This window comes from Pseudomonas sp. 31 R 17, from assembly GCF_900004915.1.
GTDB lineage: Bacteria > Pseudomonadota > Gammaproteobacteria > Pseudomonadales > Pseudomonadaceae > Aquipseudomonas > Aquipseudomonas orientalis_A.
Genome location: NZ_CVTN01000081.1, coordinates 110,262 through 130,247, shown reverse-complemented (window position 1 = coordinate 130,247; position 19,986 = coordinate 110,262). Strand labels below are relative to the sequence as shown.

Annotated in this window: 14 protein-coding genes and 1 other RNA gene; 1 reads left to right on the top strand and 14 read right to left on the bottom strand. The window is 62.0% G+C overall.

What is annotated here, in order from left to right; translation table 11 throughout:
• Window positions 1–148: 148 nt before the first annotated feature.
• The 5 genes from recR to BFP89_RS23610 all read right to left on the bottom strand — a co-directional run bounded on the left by recR (window position 149) and on the right by BFP89_RS23610 (window position 5,444).
• Window positions 149–751, bottom strand: a complete 603-nt coding sequence (gene recR / locus BFP89_RS23630; protein ID WP_014719453.1) for a recombination mediator RecR — start codon at window positions 749–751, stop codon at window positions 149–151.
• A gap of 66 nt (window positions 752–817) precedes the next feature.
• Complete coding sequence (locus BFP89_RS23625; RefSeq protein ID WP_065887881.1) at window positions 818–1,852, bottom strand: NADP-dependent oxidoreductase; 1,035 nt, start codon at window positions 1,850–1,852, stop codon at window positions 818–820.
• Window positions 1,853–1,986: 134 nt separating this feature from the next.
• A complete protein-coding gene (locus BFP89_RS23620) occupies window positions 1,987–2,325 on the bottom strand; it encodes a YbaB/EbfC family nucleoid-associated protein (protein WP_057721228.1) in 339 nt (112 codons plus the stop codon).
• A gap of 43 nt (window positions 2,326–2,368) precedes the next feature.
• Window positions 2,369–4,432 carry a DNA polymerase III subunit gamma/tau gene (gene dnaX, locus BFP89_RS23615; RefSeq protein WP_065887880.1) on the bottom strand — a complete coding sequence of 688 codons (2,064 nt, stop codon included), beginning with the start codon at window positions 4,430–4,432 and terminating at the stop codon, window positions 2,369–2,371.
• A 97-nt stretch (window positions 4,433–4,529) separates the two neighbouring features.
• Complete coding sequence (locus tag BFP89_RS23610; protein ID WP_065887879.1) at window positions 4,530–5,444, bottom strand: DMT family transporter; 915 nt, start codon at window positions 5,442–5,444, stop codon at window positions 4,530–4,532.
• 103 nt (window positions 5,445–5,547) lie between these two features.
• Here BFP89_RS23610 and BFP89_RS23605 point away from each other — a divergent pair, with 103 nt between their 5' ends.
• On the top strand, window positions 5,548–6,411 hold the full coding sequence (locus tag BFP89_RS23605) for a LysR family transcriptional regulator (RefSeq protein WP_065887878.1): 864 nt from the start codon (window positions 5,548–5,550) through the stop codon (window positions 6,409–6,411).
• A 202-nt stretch (window positions 6,412–6,613) separates the two neighbouring features.
• Here the strand turns inward: BFP89_RS23605 and BFP89_RS23600 are convergent, their stop codons facing one another.
• The 9 genes from BFP89_RS23600 to BFP89_RS23560 form a co-directional block, all read right to left on the bottom strand.
• Window positions 6,614–7,204 carry a hypothetical protein gene (locus BFP89_RS23600; RefSeq protein WP_065887877.1) on the bottom strand — a complete coding sequence of 197 codons (591 nt, stop codon included), beginning with the start codon at window positions 7,202–7,204 and terminating at the stop codon, window positions 6,614–6,616.
• Window position 7,205: 1 nt separating this feature from the next.
• On the bottom strand, window positions 7,206–8,252 hold the full coding sequence (locus BFP89_RS23595; RefSeq protein ID WP_065887876.1) for an N-acetylmuramidase family protein: 1,047 nt from the start codon (window positions 8,250–8,252) through the stop codon (window positions 7,206–7,208).
• A 157-nt stretch (window positions 8,253–8,409) separates the two neighbouring features.
• Window positions 8,410–10,371 carry an AAA family ATPase gene (locus BFP89_RS23590; protein WP_065887875.1) on the bottom strand — a complete coding sequence of 654 codons (1,962 nt, stop codon included), beginning with the start codon at window positions 10,369–10,371 and terminating at the stop codon, window positions 8,410–8,412.
• A 151-nt stretch (window positions 10,372–10,522) separates the two neighbouring features.
• An RNA gene (gene ffs / locus BFP89_RS23585) (signal recognition particle sRNA small type) lies at window positions 10,523–10,619 on the bottom strand.
• 272 nt (window positions 10,620–10,891) lie between these two features.
• Window positions 10,892–12,058: a zinc-binding metallopeptidase family protein gene (locus BFP89_RS23580; protein WP_065887874.1), complete on the bottom strand. Its 1,167-nt coding sequence runs from the start codon at window positions 12,056–12,058 to the stop codon at window positions 10,892–10,894.
• Between the two features lie 74 nt (window positions 12,059–12,132).
• Window positions 12,133–14,490: an NAD-dependent DNA ligase LigA gene (gene ligA / locus BFP89_RS23575; protein ID WP_065887873.1), complete on the bottom strand. Its 2,358-nt coding sequence runs from the start codon at window positions 14,488–14,490 to the stop codon at window positions 12,133–12,135.
• Between the two features lie 86 nt (window positions 14,491–14,576).
• Complete coding sequence (zipA, locus tag BFP89_RS23570; protein WP_065887872.1) at window positions 14,577–15,440, bottom strand: cell division protein ZipA; 864 nt, start codon at window positions 15,438–15,440, stop codon at window positions 14,577–14,579.
• Between the two features lie 258 nt (window positions 15,441–15,698).
• Entirely contained in the window at window positions 15,699–19,187 is a 3,489-nt protein-coding gene (gene smc, locus BFP89_RS23565; protein ID WP_065887871.1) for a chromosome segregation protein SMC, read from the bottom strand.
• Window positions 19,188–19,189: 2 nt separating this feature from the next.
• A complete protein-coding gene (locus BFP89_RS23560; protein ID WP_065887870.1) occupies window positions 19,190–19,849 on the bottom strand; it encodes a GntR family transcriptional regulator in 660 nt (219 codons plus the stop codon).
• Window positions 19,850–19,986: the final 137 nt, after the last annotated feature.

The window sequence follows — 19,986 nt, the reverse complement described above, 5'->3', positions numbered from 1 at the left end:
GTTCGGCCAGCGTGGTTTAACGGGGCGCCTGAGATCAAGATCAAAAGCCAGATCAAGAGCGACTCGCTTCGCATCGTGGTTACGGTTGGGCGCTACAGAGTTGTGTAGATACCTGTGCCCCCTCCCATCTTTGATCCTGCGGTGATCTTTAGAGAGCGATTGGCTTGCGGCCGGCGAACGAGTGCGCCAGGGTGCCGCCGTCGACCAGTTCAAGCTCGCCACCCAGTGGCACGCCATGGGCAATACGTGAGGTGATCAGCCCCTTGTTGGTCAGCAACTGGGCGATGTAGTGCGCCGTCGCTTCGCCTTCAACGGTAGGATTGGTCGCCAGAATCACCTCGGTGAAGGTCCCCTGTTCTTCGATCCGCGCCACCAGTTGCGGAATGCCGATGGCTTCCGGCCCCAGGCCATCGAGCGGCGACAGATGGCCCTTGAGCACGAAGTAACGCCCGCGGTAGCCGGTCTGCTCCACCGCATACACATCCATTGGCCCCTCCACCACACACAGCAGCGTGTCGTCGCGACGTGGGTCGGCACATTGCGGGCAGAGTTCTTCTTCGGTCAGGGTGCGGCATTGGCGACAGTGGCCCACGCCTTCCATGGCCTGGCTCAGGGCCTGGGCCAGGCGGGTACCGCCGCTGCGATCACGCTCCAGCAGTTGCAGCGCCATACGCTGGGCAGTTTTCTGGCCCACGCCCGGCAAGGTACGCAGGGCGTCGATCAGTTGGCGAATCAGGGGGCTGAAGCTCATGGGCGAAGGGTCCGACAAAACAACGAGACGCGGTTTATACCCGCGCCTCGGATTAGCGTCAAATGCTCAATCCTGCGCGACGCGTACGACCAACTTGCCGAAGTTGCGCCCCTCGAGCAAACCGATAAACGCTTCGGGCGCTTGCTCCAGGCCCTCGACCACGTCTTCGCGGAACTTGATCTTGCCCTCGCGAACCCAGGGCGCCATGGCGCTGAGGAACTCCGGCTGGCGATCACCGTAGTCGTCAAACACGATAAAGCCCTGGATGCGCACACGCTTGGTCAGCAAGGTGCGCTGCAGCGCCGGCAGACGATCCGGGCCGCTTGGCGCCTCGTGGGCGTTATACCCGGCGATCAGCCCGCACAGGGGCACCCGCGCCTTGGGGTTGAACAACGGCATTACGGCATCGAACACCTTGCCGCCGACGTTCTCGAAATAGATGTCGACGCCATTGAAGCAGGCCTGGGCCAGCTCGTCGGCAAAGTGTTCGCTCTTGTGGTCGATGCAGGCATCGAAACCCAGCTCATCGACCACATAGCGGCACTTTTCCGCACCGCCGGCAACGCCCACTACGCGCAAGCCCTTGAGCTTGGCCACCTGGCCCACCACCGAGCCCACTGCGCCGGAGGCCGCGGCCACGACCAGGGTTTCACCGGCCTTGGGCTGGCCGATGTCCATCAGGCCCATGTAAGCGGTCATACCGGGCATGCCCAGCACCCCCAGGGCCATCGACGGGCTGGCCAGGCCGTTGGGCACCGGCATCAGGTTGCGGCCATCGGAGATACTGTGGCTTTGCCAGCCGGTGGAACCAACCACCAGGTCGCCCACCTCGAATTTCGGGTTGCGTGATTGCTCGACACGGCTGACTGCGCCACCGGTCATCACGTCGTCGATTTCCACGGGCGCTGCGTACGACGGCGCGTCGCTCATGCGTCCGCGCATGTAAGGGTCCAGCGACAGGTAGAGTGTCTTGAGCAGCACCTGGCCGTCGGCCAGCTCTGGCAGGTTTACGCGTTCGAGGCGGAAGTTTTCCGGGGTCGGCGCGCCTTGAGGGCGTGAGACCAGCACAATGCGTTGGTTCAGTGTGGATTCTTGAGGCATGAAGGGGCTCCTTTAGCGAATGCATCGGTATAGGGTGCAGACCCTGCTTGCTGTGCCAGGGTTCAGATCTTGTAGGCACAAACAAAAATGCCAGGCACGAGGCCTGGCATTGGAGTGCAGCTAAAGCCTGCCGATCAGAACGGCAGCTTCATGCCCGGTGGCAGTTGCATGCCGGCGGTCATGCCGCCCATTTTTTCCTGGCTGCTGGCTTCGATCTTGCGCACCGCGTCGTTGACGGCAGCGGCGAACAGGTCTTCCAGCACTTCACGGTCGTCATCGCTGACGCCTTCGAGCAGGCTTGGGTCGATGCTGACGCGCTTGATGTCGTGACGACCGGTCATCACCACGCTGACCATATCGCCACCGGCTTTACCGGTGACTTCGGCGTTGGCCAGTTCTTCCTGCATCTTGGCCATCTTTTCCTGCATCTGCTGCGCCTGCTTCATCAGGCCGGCCATGCCACCTTTCATCATGGGAATCACCTCAAAAGTACGTGGATCAAAAGAATCGCCCGGTTCATGACGCCTGGGGCGCCGGGGCTTCGACAGGTTCAATAGTATCGTGACGGACGACCGCACCGAACTGTTGCATCATTTGTTGGATAAGCGGATCAGCCTGGATCGACGCCTCGGCGTCGCGCTGGCGGTTCAGGCGTCGGCGCGTCGCAGCCTGGGCCGGGGTTTCCTGCTCGGGCTTGATCAGCTCGATGGCGATGGTCAGCGTGCGCCCATGGTACTGGTTGAGCGCGTCGTTCAGACGGCGCTGCTGGGTGGCATTGAACAAGGCGCTGTGGGCCGGGTCCAGGTGCAGGAGCCAGTGGTCGCCGTCGATGGCAATCAACGTGCAGTTGGCGGCGATACTGCCGGTCATGCCCGAGATCGGCAACTTTGGAAACAATTCCAGCCATTGCAGGGCCAGGCCGGTGGCCGGGGCCGCAGCGGGCTCCACTTCCGGCTCGGGGGCCGGCTCGGCGGTGTGTTCGCTGGCGAGTTCGTCCAGGTAGCTGTAGGCCGAATCCATGTCCGGCTCGATGTAGTCTTCGTCCAGCGGCGGTTCATCGTCGAGGTCGATGCCGGGCGTGGCCGCCTCGACCTGGGCCACGGTCGGCTCCGGCACCGGCGCCGATACCCACTCCGGCGCATCCAGCACTACGCTGTCCGGGGTCGGCGCGGGCATTGGCGTCAGTTCGGGCTGCTCGCCGGTGGTGTCCAGTACCGGCTCCACGGCGGGCTGTTGCTCGGGCTCGACGGGCGCTTCAACCGGGTCGTTCCAGGGCAGATCCACCACCGGGGCGATTTGCGGCTCAGGCTCAGGCTCAGCCTCGATCAGCGCTTCAGGCTCGGCCACCGGGGCGGCAACCACCGGCTCGGCAACCGCTGGGGGTGCAACCGCCACTGGCGCGACGACCGCCGCACCAGCCACTGGTTTGGCGGAATCAGCTGTGGCCTGGCTGATCCCCACTGGCTTTAGCGGCTGTCTCGGCGCATCCGCCGAGTCGGCGGGCCGGAAGGCGAGCATGCGCAGCAGGACCATCTCGAACCCCCCGCGCGGGTCCGGCGCCAGGGGCAGGTCGCGACGGCCGATCAGGCCCATCTGGTAATAGAACTGCACGTCTTCGGCCGGCAGCGCCTGGGCCAGCGCCAACACGCGGTCGCGGTCGCCATGGCCGTTGTCGACCGCCTCAGGCAATGCCTGGGCAATGGCGACGCGGTGCAGCACGTTGAGGATTTCCGAGAGCACGCCATTCCAGTCCGGCCCCTGCTCCGACAAGTGGCGCACGGCTTCGAGCAAGGCCTTGGCATCGCCCTCGATCAGCGCATGCAGCACGTCGAACACCTGGCCGTGGTCCAGCGTGCCGAGCATGGCGCGCACATCGGCGGCCAGGACCTTGCCTTCACCAAAGGCGATGGCCTGGTCGGTGAGGCTCATGGCATCACGCATCGAGCCATCGGCAGCGCGGCCCAGCAACCACAGTGCGTCGTCTTCGAACGGTACGTTCTCGACGCCCAGCACGTGGGTCAAATGCTCGACCACCCGCTCGGGGGTCATGTTCTTCAGGGAGAATTGCAGGCACCGCGACAAAATCGTCGCAGGAAGTTTCTGCGGGTCGGTGGTGGCCAGGATGAATTTGACGTAGGGCGGCGGCTCTTCCAGGGTCTTCAACAGCGCGTTGAAGGAGTGGCTGGACAGCATGTGCACTTCGTCGATCAGGTAGACCTTGAAGCGGCCACGGCTCGGTGCGTACTGCACGTTGTCGAGCAGTTCGCGGGTGTCTTCGACCTTGGTGCGGCTCGCGGCGTCGATCTCGATCAGGTCGACGAAACGCCCTTCGTCGATCTCGCGGCACACCGAACAGGTGCCGCACGGTGTCGAAGTGATACCGGTTTCACAATTCAGGCATTTGGCGATGATGCGCGCAATGGTGGTCTTGCCCACGCCGCGGGTACCGGTGAACAGGTAGGCGTGGTGCAGCCGCTGGCTGTCCAAGGCATTGATCAGAGCCTTGAGCACATGGGTCTGGCCGACCATTTCGCGGAACGAGCGCGGACGCCATTTACGTGCAAGAACCTGATAACTCATCGAAAACCGTCGCAACTGGGAAGCGGGAGGCGGTAATGCTAGCGGAGCAAGGGGGAAATTGCATCCGGCACGCTCGTCTTATCTGACTAAGCGCTCCTCAGAGGCCTGATCCTGCACCGGCTGTACGCCGCAAACAACGCGCCCAGCGCGCCTCCAGGCCGATAGCAGCGACACTGGCCAGCACCATCAGCCCGCCCAGCAACACCTGCAGGGTCATGCGCTCGCCCAGCAGCATCGCCGCCATGATCATCGCTACGGGCGGGATCAGGTACATCGCCACCGAGGCGCGGCTGACTTCAACGTGCTTGAGCACGTAGCCCCAAGCCAGATAGGCCAGGGCACTGGGAAAAATACCGAGCACCAGCACCGCCATGTTGTCCGGCAGCGGTGCCCGTGCCACTGCAGCGGGCAGACCTGGCAGGTTCACGCACAGCATCAAGGTGCCGGACCAGACCATATAGCAGGCCAGCGTCAGCGGGCTGTAGCGGTAAGCGTAATGTCGCAGGACAGCGAAATACACGCTCCAGGACAGGGCCGCCAGCAGGATCAGCAAACCGCGTGGGTCCATCTCGGCCATGCCATGATCACCCCGGATCACCACCAGCACACCCCACAAGCCCAACAGCACACACCCCCAGCGCCAGGCACTGACCCGCTCTTTCAGGCAGAAAAACGCAATCAACACGCTGAACAGCGGTGCCGACTGCGCCAGCACGCTGGACGCCGACGCGGTCACCCATTGCTGGCCGCTATTGAGGCAGGTGTGGTGCAGGAACACCCCGAAAAAACCCAGCACCAGCAGCCACGGCAAATCCCGCAGGCGCGGCCGGCCAATGCCCGCCACCAGCGCCACCGCGCCCATGAACACCGAGGCGATCAGGAAGCGCAGCAACGCCAGTTGCCCAGGGCTGTAGCTGTGCAAGCCGATGTGCACGCCAATCGGCGAATACGCCCAACAGAGAATCACGACGGCAACGACTAGCGTAAGCTTCACAGCAGATGGGGCATTCATCGACGGCATCCGGGGCACAGGGAAGGAATGCCGTCAGTTTTGGCCCGCGCCAGGCGCAGCACAATTAAGCGTTTCTGACTTCTGAGATCACTGGAACTGAGCAATGGAACTGGCCCAACTGAAAATGGTGCGAGCCGTGGCGCAAACCGGCAGCGTGGCGCAGGCTGCTCTGCAATTGCACTGCGTGCCCTCCAACATCACCACGCGCATCAAGCAGCTGGAAAGCGAGTTGGGCACGCCCTTGTTCATCCGTGCCGGACGCGGGCTGGCGATCAGCGCCGCCGGGGAGATTTTCCTGGATTATTGCGAGCGCATCCTGGCGCTGGTGGAGGAGTCCAAACGCGCGCTGGATGCCACGGCGACGCCTCGCGGCACGCTGCGCATCGGCGCGGTGGAGTCCAGCGCCAGCGGGCGCCTGCCGCCGCTGCTGGCCGAGTACCACCGGCGCTACCCTGAGGTCAGCCTGGAACTGGTCACCGGCGCCTGGGCGCAGTTGCTGGACGACCTGCAGCACCATCGCCTCGATGTGGCGCTGGTAGCCGCCAGTGGAAAACACCCGAAGCTGGAACACAGCGTGGTTTACAGCGAACGCCTGGTATTGATCGCCAGCGCGTCGAGCGCGCCCATCACCGGCGCCGCAGACCTGGCCGGCCGCACATTATTGGTGTGGCCGCCCGGCTGCCCCTACCGCGCCGCCCTGGAAAACTGGCTCAAGCCCCATGACGTCAAGCCGGCGATTGCCAGCTATGCCAGCTGGGGCACGATCATCGGTTGCGTCAGCGCCGGAATTGGCGTCGCTTTGGCCCCCGAGGGCATTCTGGCGCGCTATGAGCAGACCAATCAGCTGACATCGTATCGCTTTGAAGCGCTGGCCCCCGTAGACAACCTGCTGTTCTGGCACACAAGCACCCAACGGCACCTGGCACGGGACGCGTTCGCCGGGCTGCTGCGCGAAACCTTCGGCTGACACAGTCCAAAATGTGGGAGGGGGCTTGCAGTTAGTTAAGCGTACACCGCTCCCTGTAGGAGCGAGCTTGCTCGCGAAAAACTCACAGGCACCGCGTTCATTCAGGAAGCACGCGTTATCGTTGACGTTTTTCGCGAGCAAGAGCTAGGCGCCCCCCTCGCTCCTACAGACTGGCATTAGGGCTTGCCCTCTCCCACATTTTTTAGAGCTGCGGTGCAGTCAACCGTGTGTACTGGTCCTGGCTGATCCAGCCCGTGAACGAACGCTCGTCAGCATTGATAAATTCCACCTGCGCCCAGCCGTCCTTGAACGCCAGTACGCCCACCACATTATTTTTGACGATGTAGGGACGCTTTGTCGCTTTGGCGCCCGGCGTTTTCAACAGGTAGGCCTTTTCGGCCGATACCGTCACCAGGCCGATCCATTTTTTCCGGGCGGTCCGGCTCAACTCCAGACCCGTAGCGATGTCCGGCATCAACACATTGATACAACCTGGATGCTGGCGACCTTGCTCCACGGTCAGGGTCACGCCGTCGGCCGCTACCGCTACGCTGCCGGGATAAGCCGCCTCGCGCCAGGTGGTCAGCGCTTCGGGCTTACCTTGCAGAAAGAAGCTGCACCCGCGCGTCACGCCCTCGCCCATCGCCTCCGAGTAGAATCCCTCGACCTGCTGCTGCGGTGTCACCGCCAGCATCAGCCCTTCGTACTTGCCCGACTGCAACGCGGCGGGCCCTGCAAACGCAGGCACCACGACGCATAACGACAACACACCCATCGCCAGAAAACGCATCATCCTATTTCTTCCCTTCCAGTACGTCGTAGGCCTGCTTCATCAGCACGTCGTAGTTGCCGTAGTCTTCACCGTTATAGTTGCGCGCCATGGCCGTAAAGTCCTTGTTTTTCATGGCCGTCATCAACGCGGTATTTTTGCCGCACAGGCTCAGATAGGCCTTGAGCTGATTGCCGGCATTGATCTTCAAGGCCGCCACGAACTCGAACACGGTCTTGAATCCGCAAGACGCGAAATTGAACCCCATGATCTGGAACATGCCCCACGAGGCCGACAGCAACGCCGCTTCCTGATCCAGGGCAAACGCGGTGGCCATGGTTTCCCAGGCCTTGACCTGGTCCTTGTTGTTGGCCTGCCATTGCGGGCCGGCTTTTTTCTTGTAGACGTACGACAACAGCGGGTGCGACTGGTCGTAAATGTGCTTGGTGTACTTGCGAAAGTGATGGCCCTCGAAGGCGATGATCGGCAACTTCGCCGGCCCGAAGCCCACCTTTCCGCCCGACTCGATCGTGGCGAACGCCTTGATGACATTCACCGAGATGCCGTTACCCAGCTGCTTGGCGGCGTTCTGAAAGTCAGTGTCGCTGAGCGTCATACCGCCATCGCAAGTGGACTGCATCATCAACTGTCGGTTACGCCGTTCGGCCTCGATCACCGCACGCACCTGGTTCAGGTAGACATTGACGGTGGCCTGCACCGCATCGGCGTTGTTATTGCCGAAGGCATTGAGAAAACTCGGAATGCGCATCGTCGGGAAGGCCGTCACCGGCACCTTCAACGCCTCTTCGATCAAGCTGTTGAAGGTCCGACCGGTAGGGTCGATCACGCCATCGGGATGGGCGTACTTGAGATGACGGAACTGGTATTGGCTGATGCACTGCACCAATTGGCCGTCGCATTTGCCGTTTTCGGGCAGGGCGAAACCCAGCTTGGGAATGATCAGGTTGAACAGATACTGGATGCACTGAACATCGGCGGGCAAGTTGCGGGCTTTACCAGGCGTGCCGACCGAGGCACTGATAAGACGAGGTAACCCTTGCAGGCTTTTCATGACAGACATCCTTGTAAGGTAAAGAAGCGATTGCGCTTCGATATCAAGTCCACGCCCTTGTCATACTCTGAAACAAGTGGCCGGCGGAAGCTAACAAGGTGCCTTGAGGTTGTCTAGAGAGGCTTTCGAAAGTTGTGAATCAGCCAGAGTAAATCACTCAGTAGCCATGCATATCGCGGGTCTTCTGATACTGGTGGTAGTCGATCCATTCGACCACGTCATAAGGCAGATAAAGCTGCACCGTGGCGCGGGAGATCGCGATGTACACCGCGCACAGACGCTGATCGAACGCATAGGCATCCTGGAATTTCACATTGGTGAGCAGTTCGGGCGTGAGCAGCACCCTTTCGAACTCCATGCCGCCGGCGTCTTGCGCCAGCATCAATAAACAGCGCTCACCCGGGTGGCCGCTGAGCCGGTTCAAGCGTGTCACGTCGGCCACGTTGAAGCCTTTTTCCAGCTTGGCCTCGACCCACAGAAATGCTTCATCGAACCGGCACGCGTCGCGCACCTGCTGCCAGTCGGCCATGTCGCTGAAAAACGGATGAGGTCCACGGTCGCTGTACTCGCTGCCATAGAATTCGGGCTTGAACAACGCGATGACGGTTTCCATGAAGTACTTGAGATCCTGCTGCGCCTCATTGCCGGCAAATGTGCAGGCGCAACGCTCTTCGCTCAGTTGAATGAGCCACTTCATGGTGTCCCAGTGGGAGGCGGTCAGCACCACGCACCCTGGCGGCGGCACAAAGCCCTGGGGATACAGTTCGATACCGACGTCCGCATCCCGCGCCCCCTCGAAGAGTACCTTACTTTTCTGCGAGTGCCGGCTGATCAGCGGATTGACCAGGCGCTCGACATTGCGCCCGGAGCGCACCGAATAGCTCACATCGGTGTGGCGAACCTCACGGGCGCGCTTGACCGGCAACCCGCTGGCCTGCTGATACTCGTCGCCCAGGGTGATCAGCACCTGGCGCCCGCGCTCGATGATTTGCAGCAGGGGCGCCGGAATGTCCTGGCTCTCGTCGATCAGCACATGGGTATAGCGCTCAGGCACCACACTGCCCGCGAGGCTGGCGCGCTTGATCAACAACAATGCTTCAAACCCGGTGTGACTGCTCCAGGCCGGATTTGCCTCAAGGTAGGTCCATAACCGGCTGGAATATTCGACAAGCACCTTGGCATCGACGCTGGACAGCGCTTGCTTGAAGTGCGGCAGATGCTTGGCCGACAGGCTGTAATCCCAGGAGCCGCAGTAGTTTTCAAGCACCTTGAGGCAGATATCCAGCAGCGCCTGCCCTTCCAGATGGCGAAAACCGAAGATGTTCAGTTCCTGCGCCAGCGAGTGCTTGCTCGAAACGCGCACTTGGGTATTCAGCGGCTGTGGCCTTGGGCCATGCAACAAGACGTGGGCAAACCCGTGGAAGGTTTGCCCGGCCTTTCTCTCCCGCACGCCCACCATGCGCGCGCGCAGGGTTTCCAGCTTTGCCGGTGTACGTGCCAGCAACAAGGTCTTTTCGGGGCGCAGATGCTCCATCAGCGCCACCAGCAGGTGACTCTTGCCAATGCCGGCGTACCCTTGCACGTGCAGGTCTTCGTTCAGGTTGGCGCGAAAGGTCCTGACCAGCTTGTCCTGCTCGGCGCTCAACCAGCGCTCGCGGTGCCTGGGCGTGACCATCTGCTGGCGGAAGGGATTGTTGGCCTTGAGGTGACGGACTTTGTACTCGACGTCCCATTGGCCGTCGGGCAATAAATACTCTCGCGCCTGGACTTCATCCGCTAACAGAAAACGCAACTTCAGGCTCTTGACCACATTGAGACCGAAGTACAGCTTGCGCGGGTCAAACAACCGTTGTGCCTCCGACAGCAAGCTCACAGCGGCCGAATGCCTGCCCTGCGCCGCCCAGCCAATCAGTTTGGCCAGCACCCTTTCAGCGCCCACTGCACTCAACTCGTGTTCCGGCATTTGCGCCAGATTCTGGATAACCAACACAGCGGCCAACTCCGGCTCACTCAGGGCCAGCAGCGCACCCGCACCGTCAGAACCCAACAAACCCGCACAGGTTTCATCGGTGATCGGCAAGAACACGGGGCTGGATAAATCAAAATGTTCCGAGTGCATACAGCCTCATGGCCAGGAGAGAGACGCTTGGGAGTATGCCACCAGTCGTGGAAGGGTCGTCATGCACTGCGCAATAAGCGTCACAGATGACTGGCTGAATAACTGAGATTTTTTTGGGAGGGTATTGCAGGAGGGAGCGTTATGGAGGCAACCCCACCAGCCACACCCCGGCACACAATGTTCCCGCTGTGGCTGCTGCCTTCCGGCTCTGACCAGGTTCACGGGTAATCGTTGCGGGGGGACCGATGGGGTCACCATAACGACGCTGGCCTCTCGGCAAGCGGGGCCATTGTACCGATCTGATCGGAAGTTACAACCGTAAAAAATGAGAAGCTTCAAGTACTTGCCATGGCCTTCAACGATGACGCTCTCCCAATCACTCTGTAGGAGCGAGCTTGCTCGCGAAAAACGTCAACGATAACGCGGGCTTTCTGAATGAACGCGGTGCCTGTGAATTTTTCGCGAGCAAGCTCGCTCCTACAGACTGGCATGGGGGCTTGTCCCCTCCCGCATTTCTTTATCATTGTGCCTGCAGGACCTGATCAGCCCTGCCGCCCTCTTCCTGGATGACCAGGTGGATAAAGTGCAACTTGGCTATCACCGCCGGCGGCAGCACGAAGGGGTAGAAATCCGGCTGGCCCATGGCGCGGGACAGTTCGTTGAGCATGCCGGCCAGTTCGATCCAGGCGTTGACGAAGGAGAGGAATGCCGCTCCACCAGGGTGTTCGGGGTCGTACAGGGTGGTCAGGGGAAACGGCTGGTAATCAAGGTCCATCTCCCGAGCGCTCATGCCAAACCCCAGGGCGGTGTCCACCGCGTCCATCATGTGCAGGTAGTGCGCCCAGGTCTCGGCCCAATCTTCCCAGGGGTGCATGGTGGCGTAGGCGCTGACGCAGGTTTGCTGCCAGTCCGGGCGTGGGCCGTTCTGGTAGTGCTGATCGAGCGCATCGGCATAACTGGCGCGTTCGTCGCCGAACAGGTTGCGAAACGGCTCGAGCCAGTGGCTGTTGGCGATCAGGCGGTCCCAGTAATAGTGGCCGACCTCATGGCGGAAGTGACCGAGCAAGGTGCGATAGGGCTCGTGCATCTGTACGCGAACCTTTTCACGGTGGGCGTCGTCGGCTTCCTTGATATCGAGGGTGATCAGGCCGTTGGCGTGACCGGTCGTGGGCACATTGCCTTGCAGGTCGATGCCGACGAAGTCGAACGCCAGGCCGGTGTCTTCGTCGACGCTTTTGGGCACCACCTGCAGGCCCAGGCTGATCAGTTGGGCCACCAGTCGGCGCTTGGCGGTTTCCACCTTGCGCCAGCGCTCGGGATTTTCCGCGATGGACAAATCCGGGATGGTGCGGTTCAGGCTGCACGCTACGCACAGGGCCGAGGTGCTGTGCGCCGGAATCAGCCAGTTGCAGGCCGCCGGGGTCTGGAGGTTGGCGCAGCGGCGAAAGGCGCCGGCGTCGAGATTGGCGTCCAGCAGCCAGGTGTCAGCCACCGGACCTGGTTGCAGTGAAGACAAGCGGCTTTGCTGCGGGTGGTAGCCCAGCAGCGCCGAGCAAGCCAGGCACTGGCTGTTGCGAAAGAACAAGGACTGGCCGCAGCGGCATTGCCATACCTTGCTGTTACGCGAGGATCCGGCCATGAACGGTGCGGCGATGCGCGTGCTGAGTTGCTCGAAGTAGCGAAACATGGCGATCTCTCCCAGGGGTGACTGAGACTAGATCATTTCCCTCGCAGGATCGTTCCCACGCGTGGGAACGATCGTCAGACGGGGATGTTGTGCCTGGCGAGGAAGGCGACGAACGCCTCTTCGTCGAGCACTTTGAGCCCCAGTTCGCTGGCCTTGGCCAATTTGGAACCGGCGCCCGGCCCGGCCACCACGCAGTGGGTCTTGGCCGAAACGGAACCGGCCACCTTGGCGCCCAGGCTTTCGAGTTTGTCCTTGGCCACATCGCGGCTCATCAACTCCAGGGAGCCGGTGAGCACCCAGGTGTGCCCGGCTTCCGGCAGGCCTTCGACGACCTTTTTCTCGCTCTGCCAGTGCATGCCGAAGTCCTTGAGCTGCTGCTCGATGGCCAGGGCGCGGTTGGCGTTGTCTTCGCTGTCAAAAAAGTCGCGCACGGCCTTGGCCTGCTTCTCGGGCAGGGCCTGGCGCATGTCCAGCCAGTCGGCCTTGATCACGCCTTCGAGGCTGCCGAACTTGTCCGCCAGTTTCTGCGCCGCGCCCGGCCCCACGGAGGGCACGTGCAGCTTGTCGAGCAGGCCGCCCAGGGTGGTGCTGGCGGCGAACTCGGCGCTCAGGTCGCCCTGCTCCTGCAATTGCAGGGCGCATTCGTCGGGCGACAGCAGCGCGCCAATCACTTCCTGGTTATGGCTGTCTTCAAAGAAGCTGTGGATTTCGTGCGCCACTTCCAGCCCCACGTCCGGCAAGTACGTCAGCACTTCCGGCAAGGCCTTCTGCACACGCTCCAGGGACGCCAGGGAGCGCGCCAGCACCTTGGCGGTCTCCTCGCCCACATCGGGAATGCCCAGGGCGTAGATAAACCGTGCCAGGGTCGGCGTCTTGCTGTTTTCGATGGCGGCGATCAGCTTTTTGCTGGAAATATCGGCGAAGCCTTCCAGGTCGATGATTTGCTCATACTTGAGTTTGTAGAGGTCGGCCGGCGAGCCGATGAGTTTTTCATCCACCAACTGCTCGATGGTCTTGTCGCCCAGGCCGTCGATGTCCATGGCGCGGCGCGAGACGAAATGAATGATCGCCTGCTTAAGCTGCGCGCCGCAGGCCAGCCGCCCGACGCAGCGGTACACCGCGCCCTCGCTGACGGTTTCCTTGCCCTTGCTGCGCTTGACCAGTTGCGTGCGCTCCACATGGGAGCCGCATACCGGGCAGTGCTCGGGGATCTGCACGGCGCGGGCGTGCTCCGGGCGACGCTCGGTAACCACCGAGACCACCTGCGGGATCACATCCCCGGCGCGGCGGATGATCACCGTGTCGCCGATCATCAGGCCCAGGCGCGCCACTTCGTCCATGTTGTGCAGGGTGGCGTTGGACACGGTCACGCCGGCGACCTTGACCGGTTTCAACCGCGCCACGGGCGTGACGGCGCCGGTACGGCCGACCTGGAATTCCACGTCGAGCAACTCGGTCAGTTCTTCCATGGCCGGGAATTTATGCGCAATGGCCCAGCGCGGCTCGCGGGCGCGGAAGCCCAGTTCCCGCTGGGCGGCAATACTGTTGACCTTGAATACGACACCGTCGATCTCGTACGACAGGCTGTTGCGCCGCTCGCCGATGTCGCGGTAGTAGTCCAGGCATTCCTGAATGCCTTTGGCCAGTTTCAGTTCATGACTGATCGGCATGCCCCACTTCTGCAATTGCTTGAGGTTGCCGATATGGGTGTCACTGATGTCCGCCGTCACCTGGCCGATGCCATAGCAGCAGAATTCCAGCGGGCGGCTGGCGGTGATCTTCGAATCCAGCTGGCGCAGGCTGCCGGCCGCTGCATTGCGCGGGTTGGCGAAGGTCTTGCCGCCGACTTCCAGTTGCGAGGCGTTCAGGCGCTCGAAACCGGCCTTGGACATGAACACTTCACCGCGCACTTCCAGGGTGGCCGGCCAGCCGCGGCCGTGCAGCTTCAACGGGATGTTGCGCACGGTGCGCACATTGACGCTGATGTCTTCGCCGGTGGTCCCGTCGCCACGAGTGGCGCCGCGCACCAGTTCACCGTCCTGGTACAACAAGCTGACCGCCAGGCCATCCAGCTTCGGCTCGCAACTGTATTCGACACTGGCGAACAAGTCCCCGGCCGGCAGATCCAGGCCCTCGGTCACCCGGCGATCGAATTCCAGCATGGTCGCTTCATCGAAGGCGTTACCGAGGCTGAGCATCGGGATTTCATGCCTGACTTGAGTAAACGCCGACAACGCCGCGCTGCCGACCCGCTGTGTCGGCGAATCACGCGTCACCAACTCCGGATGTTCGGCTTCCAGGGCCTTGAGCTCATGGAACAAGCGGTCGTACTCGACGTCCGGAATGCTCGGCTCGTCGAGGACGTGGTAACGGTAATTGTGCTGATCCAGTTCAGCGCGCAGTTCGAGGATGCGGGTATGGGCGGCGGTCATGGTGTTCTCTCAAAAAGCAAAAGAGCAGCCGAAGCTGCTCAAATGGTAGTGCGCTTATTCTATCCGACAACGCCGAGGCGTAATCCTCAGCGTTTTTGTGTCAGGGCGCGACGCTCGAACTCGACGATGCGCTGACGGTAATGCTCGATGGTCTGGGCGGTAAGGACGCTGCGTTGGTCGTCCTTGAGCTCGCCGTTGAGTTCCTGGGACAGCTTGCGGGCCGCGGCCACCATCACGTCGAACGCTTGCTTGGGGTGACGCGGGCCGGGCAGGCCGAGGAAGAAACTGACCGCCGGGGTGCTGAACAGGTCGATGTCGTCCAGATCGAAGGTGCCGGGCTTGACCGCGTTGGCCATGGAAAACAGCACTTCGCCGTTGCCGGCCATGCTTTCGTGACGATGGAAAATATCCATCTCGCCAAAGCGCAGGCCGCTCTCAAGGATGTTCTGCAACAGGGCCGGGCCTTTGAAGCCACCGGCATCACGGCAGATCACACTGATTACCAGCACTTCTTCAGCGGCCGGCTGATCGTTGACCGATTGGCGCGATGGGGCCTTGCCGCCGTTTTCATCCGGGAAATCATCGTCGCGGCTGCTGAAGCTCGGGCCTTCGTCGACGTCCAGGTTCAGGTCGCCCTGATGCGGCTCGGCCACGCCGGCACTGCCGCGCTTGCCACGCTTGGACGACGGCTCGCGGGCTTCACGCACCGGCGCGCTCATCGACGGCAAGTCGTGCTCGTCCAGCTGCGGTTCCTTATGGGTATCCAGCACACGGGGCGGCCCCAGCAGCTCGGCGCTGCCGTCGTCGTCAGGTAAGTTGGACAGGTTTCGGTCCAGGCGAAATTTAAGCCTGCCCTTGCCACCGCGCATGCGGCGCCAGCCATCAAAAAGAATACCGGCAATGACAATGATGCCGATGACGATCAGCCACTCGCGCAGACCGATTTCCATGTAATCCCGTGCCTCTAATAAAAAATGCTGAAAAATAAGGGGTTTAGCACCGTGCAAACCGCTTTAAAACGTGGCGCCAACTCTATGTTCTGACTGACGTTTTGCCCACGCATACGAAAAATTGACATTAAACTAGCACGACCAAAGATAACTTTACACCGTCTGTCAAAATGCCTTGAGCAAATATGTCCATTTGCCACTTTTCCCAGACCGGTAAACCATCCTACAGCGTGCTGTAAAATTCCTTCCTGACAGACCTCAGGATTCCACCATCGCCATCGCTTCTTCCACGTCGACGGCGACCAAACGCGAACAGCCCGGCTCATGCATCGTCACGCCCATCAATTGATCGGCCATTTCCATGGCGATCTTGTTGTGGGTGATATAGATGAACTGCACCGTCTGGGACATCTCCTTGACCAGCCGAGCGTAGCGTCCAACGTTAGCGTCATCCAGCGGTGCATCGACCTCGTCGAGCATGCAGAACGGCGCCGGGTTCAGCTTGAAGATGGCAAATACCAGGGCCAGGGCCGTCAGGGCCTTTTCGCCGCCGGACAACAAATGGATGGTGCTGTTCTTCTTGCCCGGTGGCCGCGCCATGATCGTTACCCCTGTATCGAGTAGATCTTCGCCCGTCAGTTCCAAGTAGGCACTGCCACCACCGAAAACTTTTGGGAATAACGCCTGTAAACCGCCATTAATCTGATCAAAGGTATCCTTGAAGCGGTTGCGGGTTTCCTTGTCGATCTTGCGGATCACGTTTTCCAGGGTGTCCAGCGCTTCGACCAGGTCGGCGTTCTGGGCATCCAGATAACGTTTGCGCTCGGACTGCTGCTGGTACTCATCGATGGCCGCGAGGTTGATCGCGCCCAGGCGCTGGATACGCGCGGCAATGCGCTCAAGTTCTTCTTCGGCGTCTTTTTCGTTGGCCTGGGCGGTCAGCGTATTGAGTACGCCGTGCAGGTCGTAGCCGTCTTCGAGCAATTGGTCCTGCAGGGTCTTGCGGCGCACGGTCAGGGCTTGCCACTCCATGCGCTGATGTTCGAGCTGACCGCGAATCAGCTGGGATTGCTGTTCGGCCGTGGTCCGGCGCTTTTCAGCCTCGCGCAGTTCGCGGTCGGCGTCCTCCAGGGCGATCTGCGCGGTCTTGAGTTCTTCGTCGACGCTCATGCGCTTGTCGAGCAACTCTTCAAGCTTGAGGCGCAGCTCTTCCAGCGGCGCTTCGCCCTCCTCCAGGTTGAGGCTCAGTTGCTCGCGCTTTTCGGTGAGGCGTTCCGATTGCATCTCCAGGCGTTCAAGGGCCTGGGCCGTGGACGTGTGCTGGGCGCGCAGCGAGCCGAGGCGCACCGCCAGTTGGTGCGCGTGGTCCTTGTGCTGGCGGGCTTCCTGGCGCACGCGGTCGAGGCGTTCGCGCAGGCTGTCGCGCTGGGCCAGCAGCAGTTCGCGCTGCTCGGTGTCCAGGGCCATGCTGTCGAGGGCTTCCTGCAACAGCAGGCGCGCTTCGCCGATCTGTTCGTGCTCCAGGGCACGCTGCTCGCCCATTTCGGCGACTTCTTCGTCGAGGCGGGTGCGGCGCAGGGTCAGTTGCTCGACCTTGGCCTTGCTCGCGGAGAGCTGGGCCTTGAGTTCGCCCTGCTGGCGCGCCTCGTCCTGCAACAGGCGGCGCAGATGCTCGCGACCGGTCTCTTGCTGGCGCTGGGTGGCGCGCAGGGTTTGCAGTTCGGTTTCCAGGCTTTCCAGGGTGGCCTCGCGCTCTTCACGCTCGGCGCTCAGGTTGACGATTTCCTGGCCACGGGCCAATACGCCGCTTTCGGCCTCACTGGCACGGCGCACGCGCAGGAAGTGGCGGCCGACCCAATAGCCGTCGCGACTGATCAAGCTTTCGCCGGCCGCTAACTGGCCGCGTTGGGCCAGGGCCTGCTCCAGTGATTCGACCGGTTTGACCTGGCCCAGCCACGGCGACAGGTCAATCGCCGCCTCGACCTTGTCCAGCAGGCTGCCCGGCACGCGCGTGCCATCGGCTGCGGGACTGAGCAGGCGCAGGTCGCCCTGGGTGAAACCGGCCAGGTCGAAGCCGCCGAAATCATCCACCAGCACCGCTTGCAGATCGGCGCCCAGCACGGTTTCCACCGCCAGCTCCCAACCGGCCTCGACCTTCAAGCCTTCGGCCAGGCGCGGGCGCTCGGCCAGGTGCTGGTCGCGCAGCCATTCGGCGGTGCCGGTGCCAGGGTCCAGCGCGGCTTGCTGCAAGGCTTCCAATGAAGCCAGCCGCCCGTTGAGGCGCTGCAGATCGCCCTGGGCCTGTTGCTGCGCCTGGGTCGCGGTGTGCAATTGCTGACGCAGTTGCTCGAGGCGCTCCACTTGCTGCGTTTCGCTGGCCTCGAGCTCTTCGAGGGTCATTTCGCTTTCGGCCAGTTGCTCGCTCAACTGCATGATCGCCGCGTCTTCCGGGTCGGCGGCGAGCAACACGCGCTCTTCCTGCAGGCGGCGCTGGCGTTCAGCCAAGCGCTCCATGCTGGTTTCCAGTTGCTGGATACGCGACTGCTGCACCTCGGCCTGGCGGCGCGGTTCGGCGGATTTGAGGTTGAACGTGTCCCACTGTTCCTGCCAGCCGTGCATGCCGGTTTCCGCTTCTTCCAGGGCGGCGGCGGCTTCTTCGGCGGCGGCGCTGGTGATTTCCTGCTCGGGGGTGAGCATGTCCAGCTCTTCACCCAGGGTCAGCAGCAAGGTACGGTCGTGGCCCAGGTGCGATTCGGTCTCCAGGCGTGCGCGTTCGGCTTCCTTCAGATCGTCCTGCAACTGACGCAGGCGTTGCTGGCCGTGCTGGATGCTCTGTTCGACCCGGGCAATATCACCGCCCACCGAATAGAAGCGGCCCTGCACCAGATTGAAGCGCTCGGACAGTTCATGGTGCCCGTCCCGCAGGCGTTCGATGCTGGCGTCGGCGTTGCGCTGCTCGGCCACCAGCGCTTCAAAGCTGACTTCCTGGGTGCCGATGATCGCTTCGCGCTGGCCGACCTGGTCGTTCAGCGCCTGCCAGCGCAGGGCCGACAGTTGTGCCTTGAGCTGGCGCTCTTCGGCCTTGTATTCCTGATACTTCTCGGCCGCCTGGGCCTGGCGGTGCAGGCGCTCCAACTGGCGCTCCAGCTCTTCGCGCAGGTCGGTCAGGCGGGCAAGGTTTTCATGGGTGCGGCGGATGCGGTTTTCGGTCTCGCGGCGGCGCTCCTTGTATTTGGAGATGCCGGCCGCTTCCTCGATAAAGTTGCGCAAGTCTTCGGGCTTGGCTTCGATCAGCTTGGAGATCATGCCCTGCTCGATGATCGAGTAACTGCGCGGGCCCAGGCCTGTGCCGAGGAAGATATCGGTGATGTCGCGTCGACGGCATTTGGTGCCGTTGAGGAAATAACTGTTCTGGCTGTCGCGCGTGACTTTACGGCGAATGGAGATTTCCGCGTAGGCCGCGTACTCGCCGACCAGGGTGCCGTCGGAGTTGTCGAACACCAACTCGATGCTGGCCTGGCTCACCGGTTTGCGGCTGGTGGAACCGTTGAAGATGACGTCGGTCATCGACTCGCCGCGCAGGTTTTTCGCCGAACTCTCGCCCATCACCCAGCGCACGGCGTCGATGATATTCGACTTGCCGCAGCCATTGGGCCCGACCACCGCCGCCATGTTACTGGGGAAGTTCACCGTGGTCGGGTCGACGAAGGATTTGAACCCCGCCAGTTTGATGCACTTGAGCCGCACGTTTAGGCGTCCGCCAACGCTGCGATGACCAGCGAGCTGCTGCGCTGGCAGTAGGCCGACAGCACCAGGCGGATCTGCGCCAGGTCGCGGGCCAGCACGGCAGCGAGCAGTTGTTCGAACAGCGCGAGGTACTCGCTCATTTCCGCCTTGCGCTGGTCAAGGGCCAGGTAATAAGCGCGGTTCATCGCCGGCTGCAGGTTCTCGACGGTTTCCTGCAGGTACGGATTGTTGGCGAAGGGATACGCGGCGCGCATCACATTGAAGCTTTCTTCGACAAAGGCGCGGATGTCCTGGCGCTCGTAGCTGCCCATCAGGCGCTGCTGGATTTGCAGGAATGGCGCCATGTCGGCCTGGGTCTGCCAGCCTTCGGCGACTGCATTGCCAAGCAGGATGTACATCTCGCCCATCAACGTGCACAGGCTCTGCACCTTGTGTGCGCTGAGTTCGGTGACGTGAGCGCCACGGCGCGGCAGGATCGCGATCAGGTGCCGGCGTTCGAGGATCAGCAAGGCTTCGCGCACGGAACCACGGCTGACATTCAGCGCCAGCGTGACCTTCTGTTCCTGGATCCGCTCCCCAGGCTTGAGATCGCCGCGAATGATACGTTCGGCGAGGTGGTGAGCGATTTGCTCGGCGAGACTGTCCGGCGCCTTGAACGTCATGTTTTCCCTTCAAAATCTTCTATCGGTACAAGCGCGGCAGTGTAGCGCATTGGCCCGCTGATGGCGCTACGCCCACGGTGGCGAATTTGGCATGAAACACGCAAGCCTGAACCGCCATAAGCCCCTGAAAACACCGG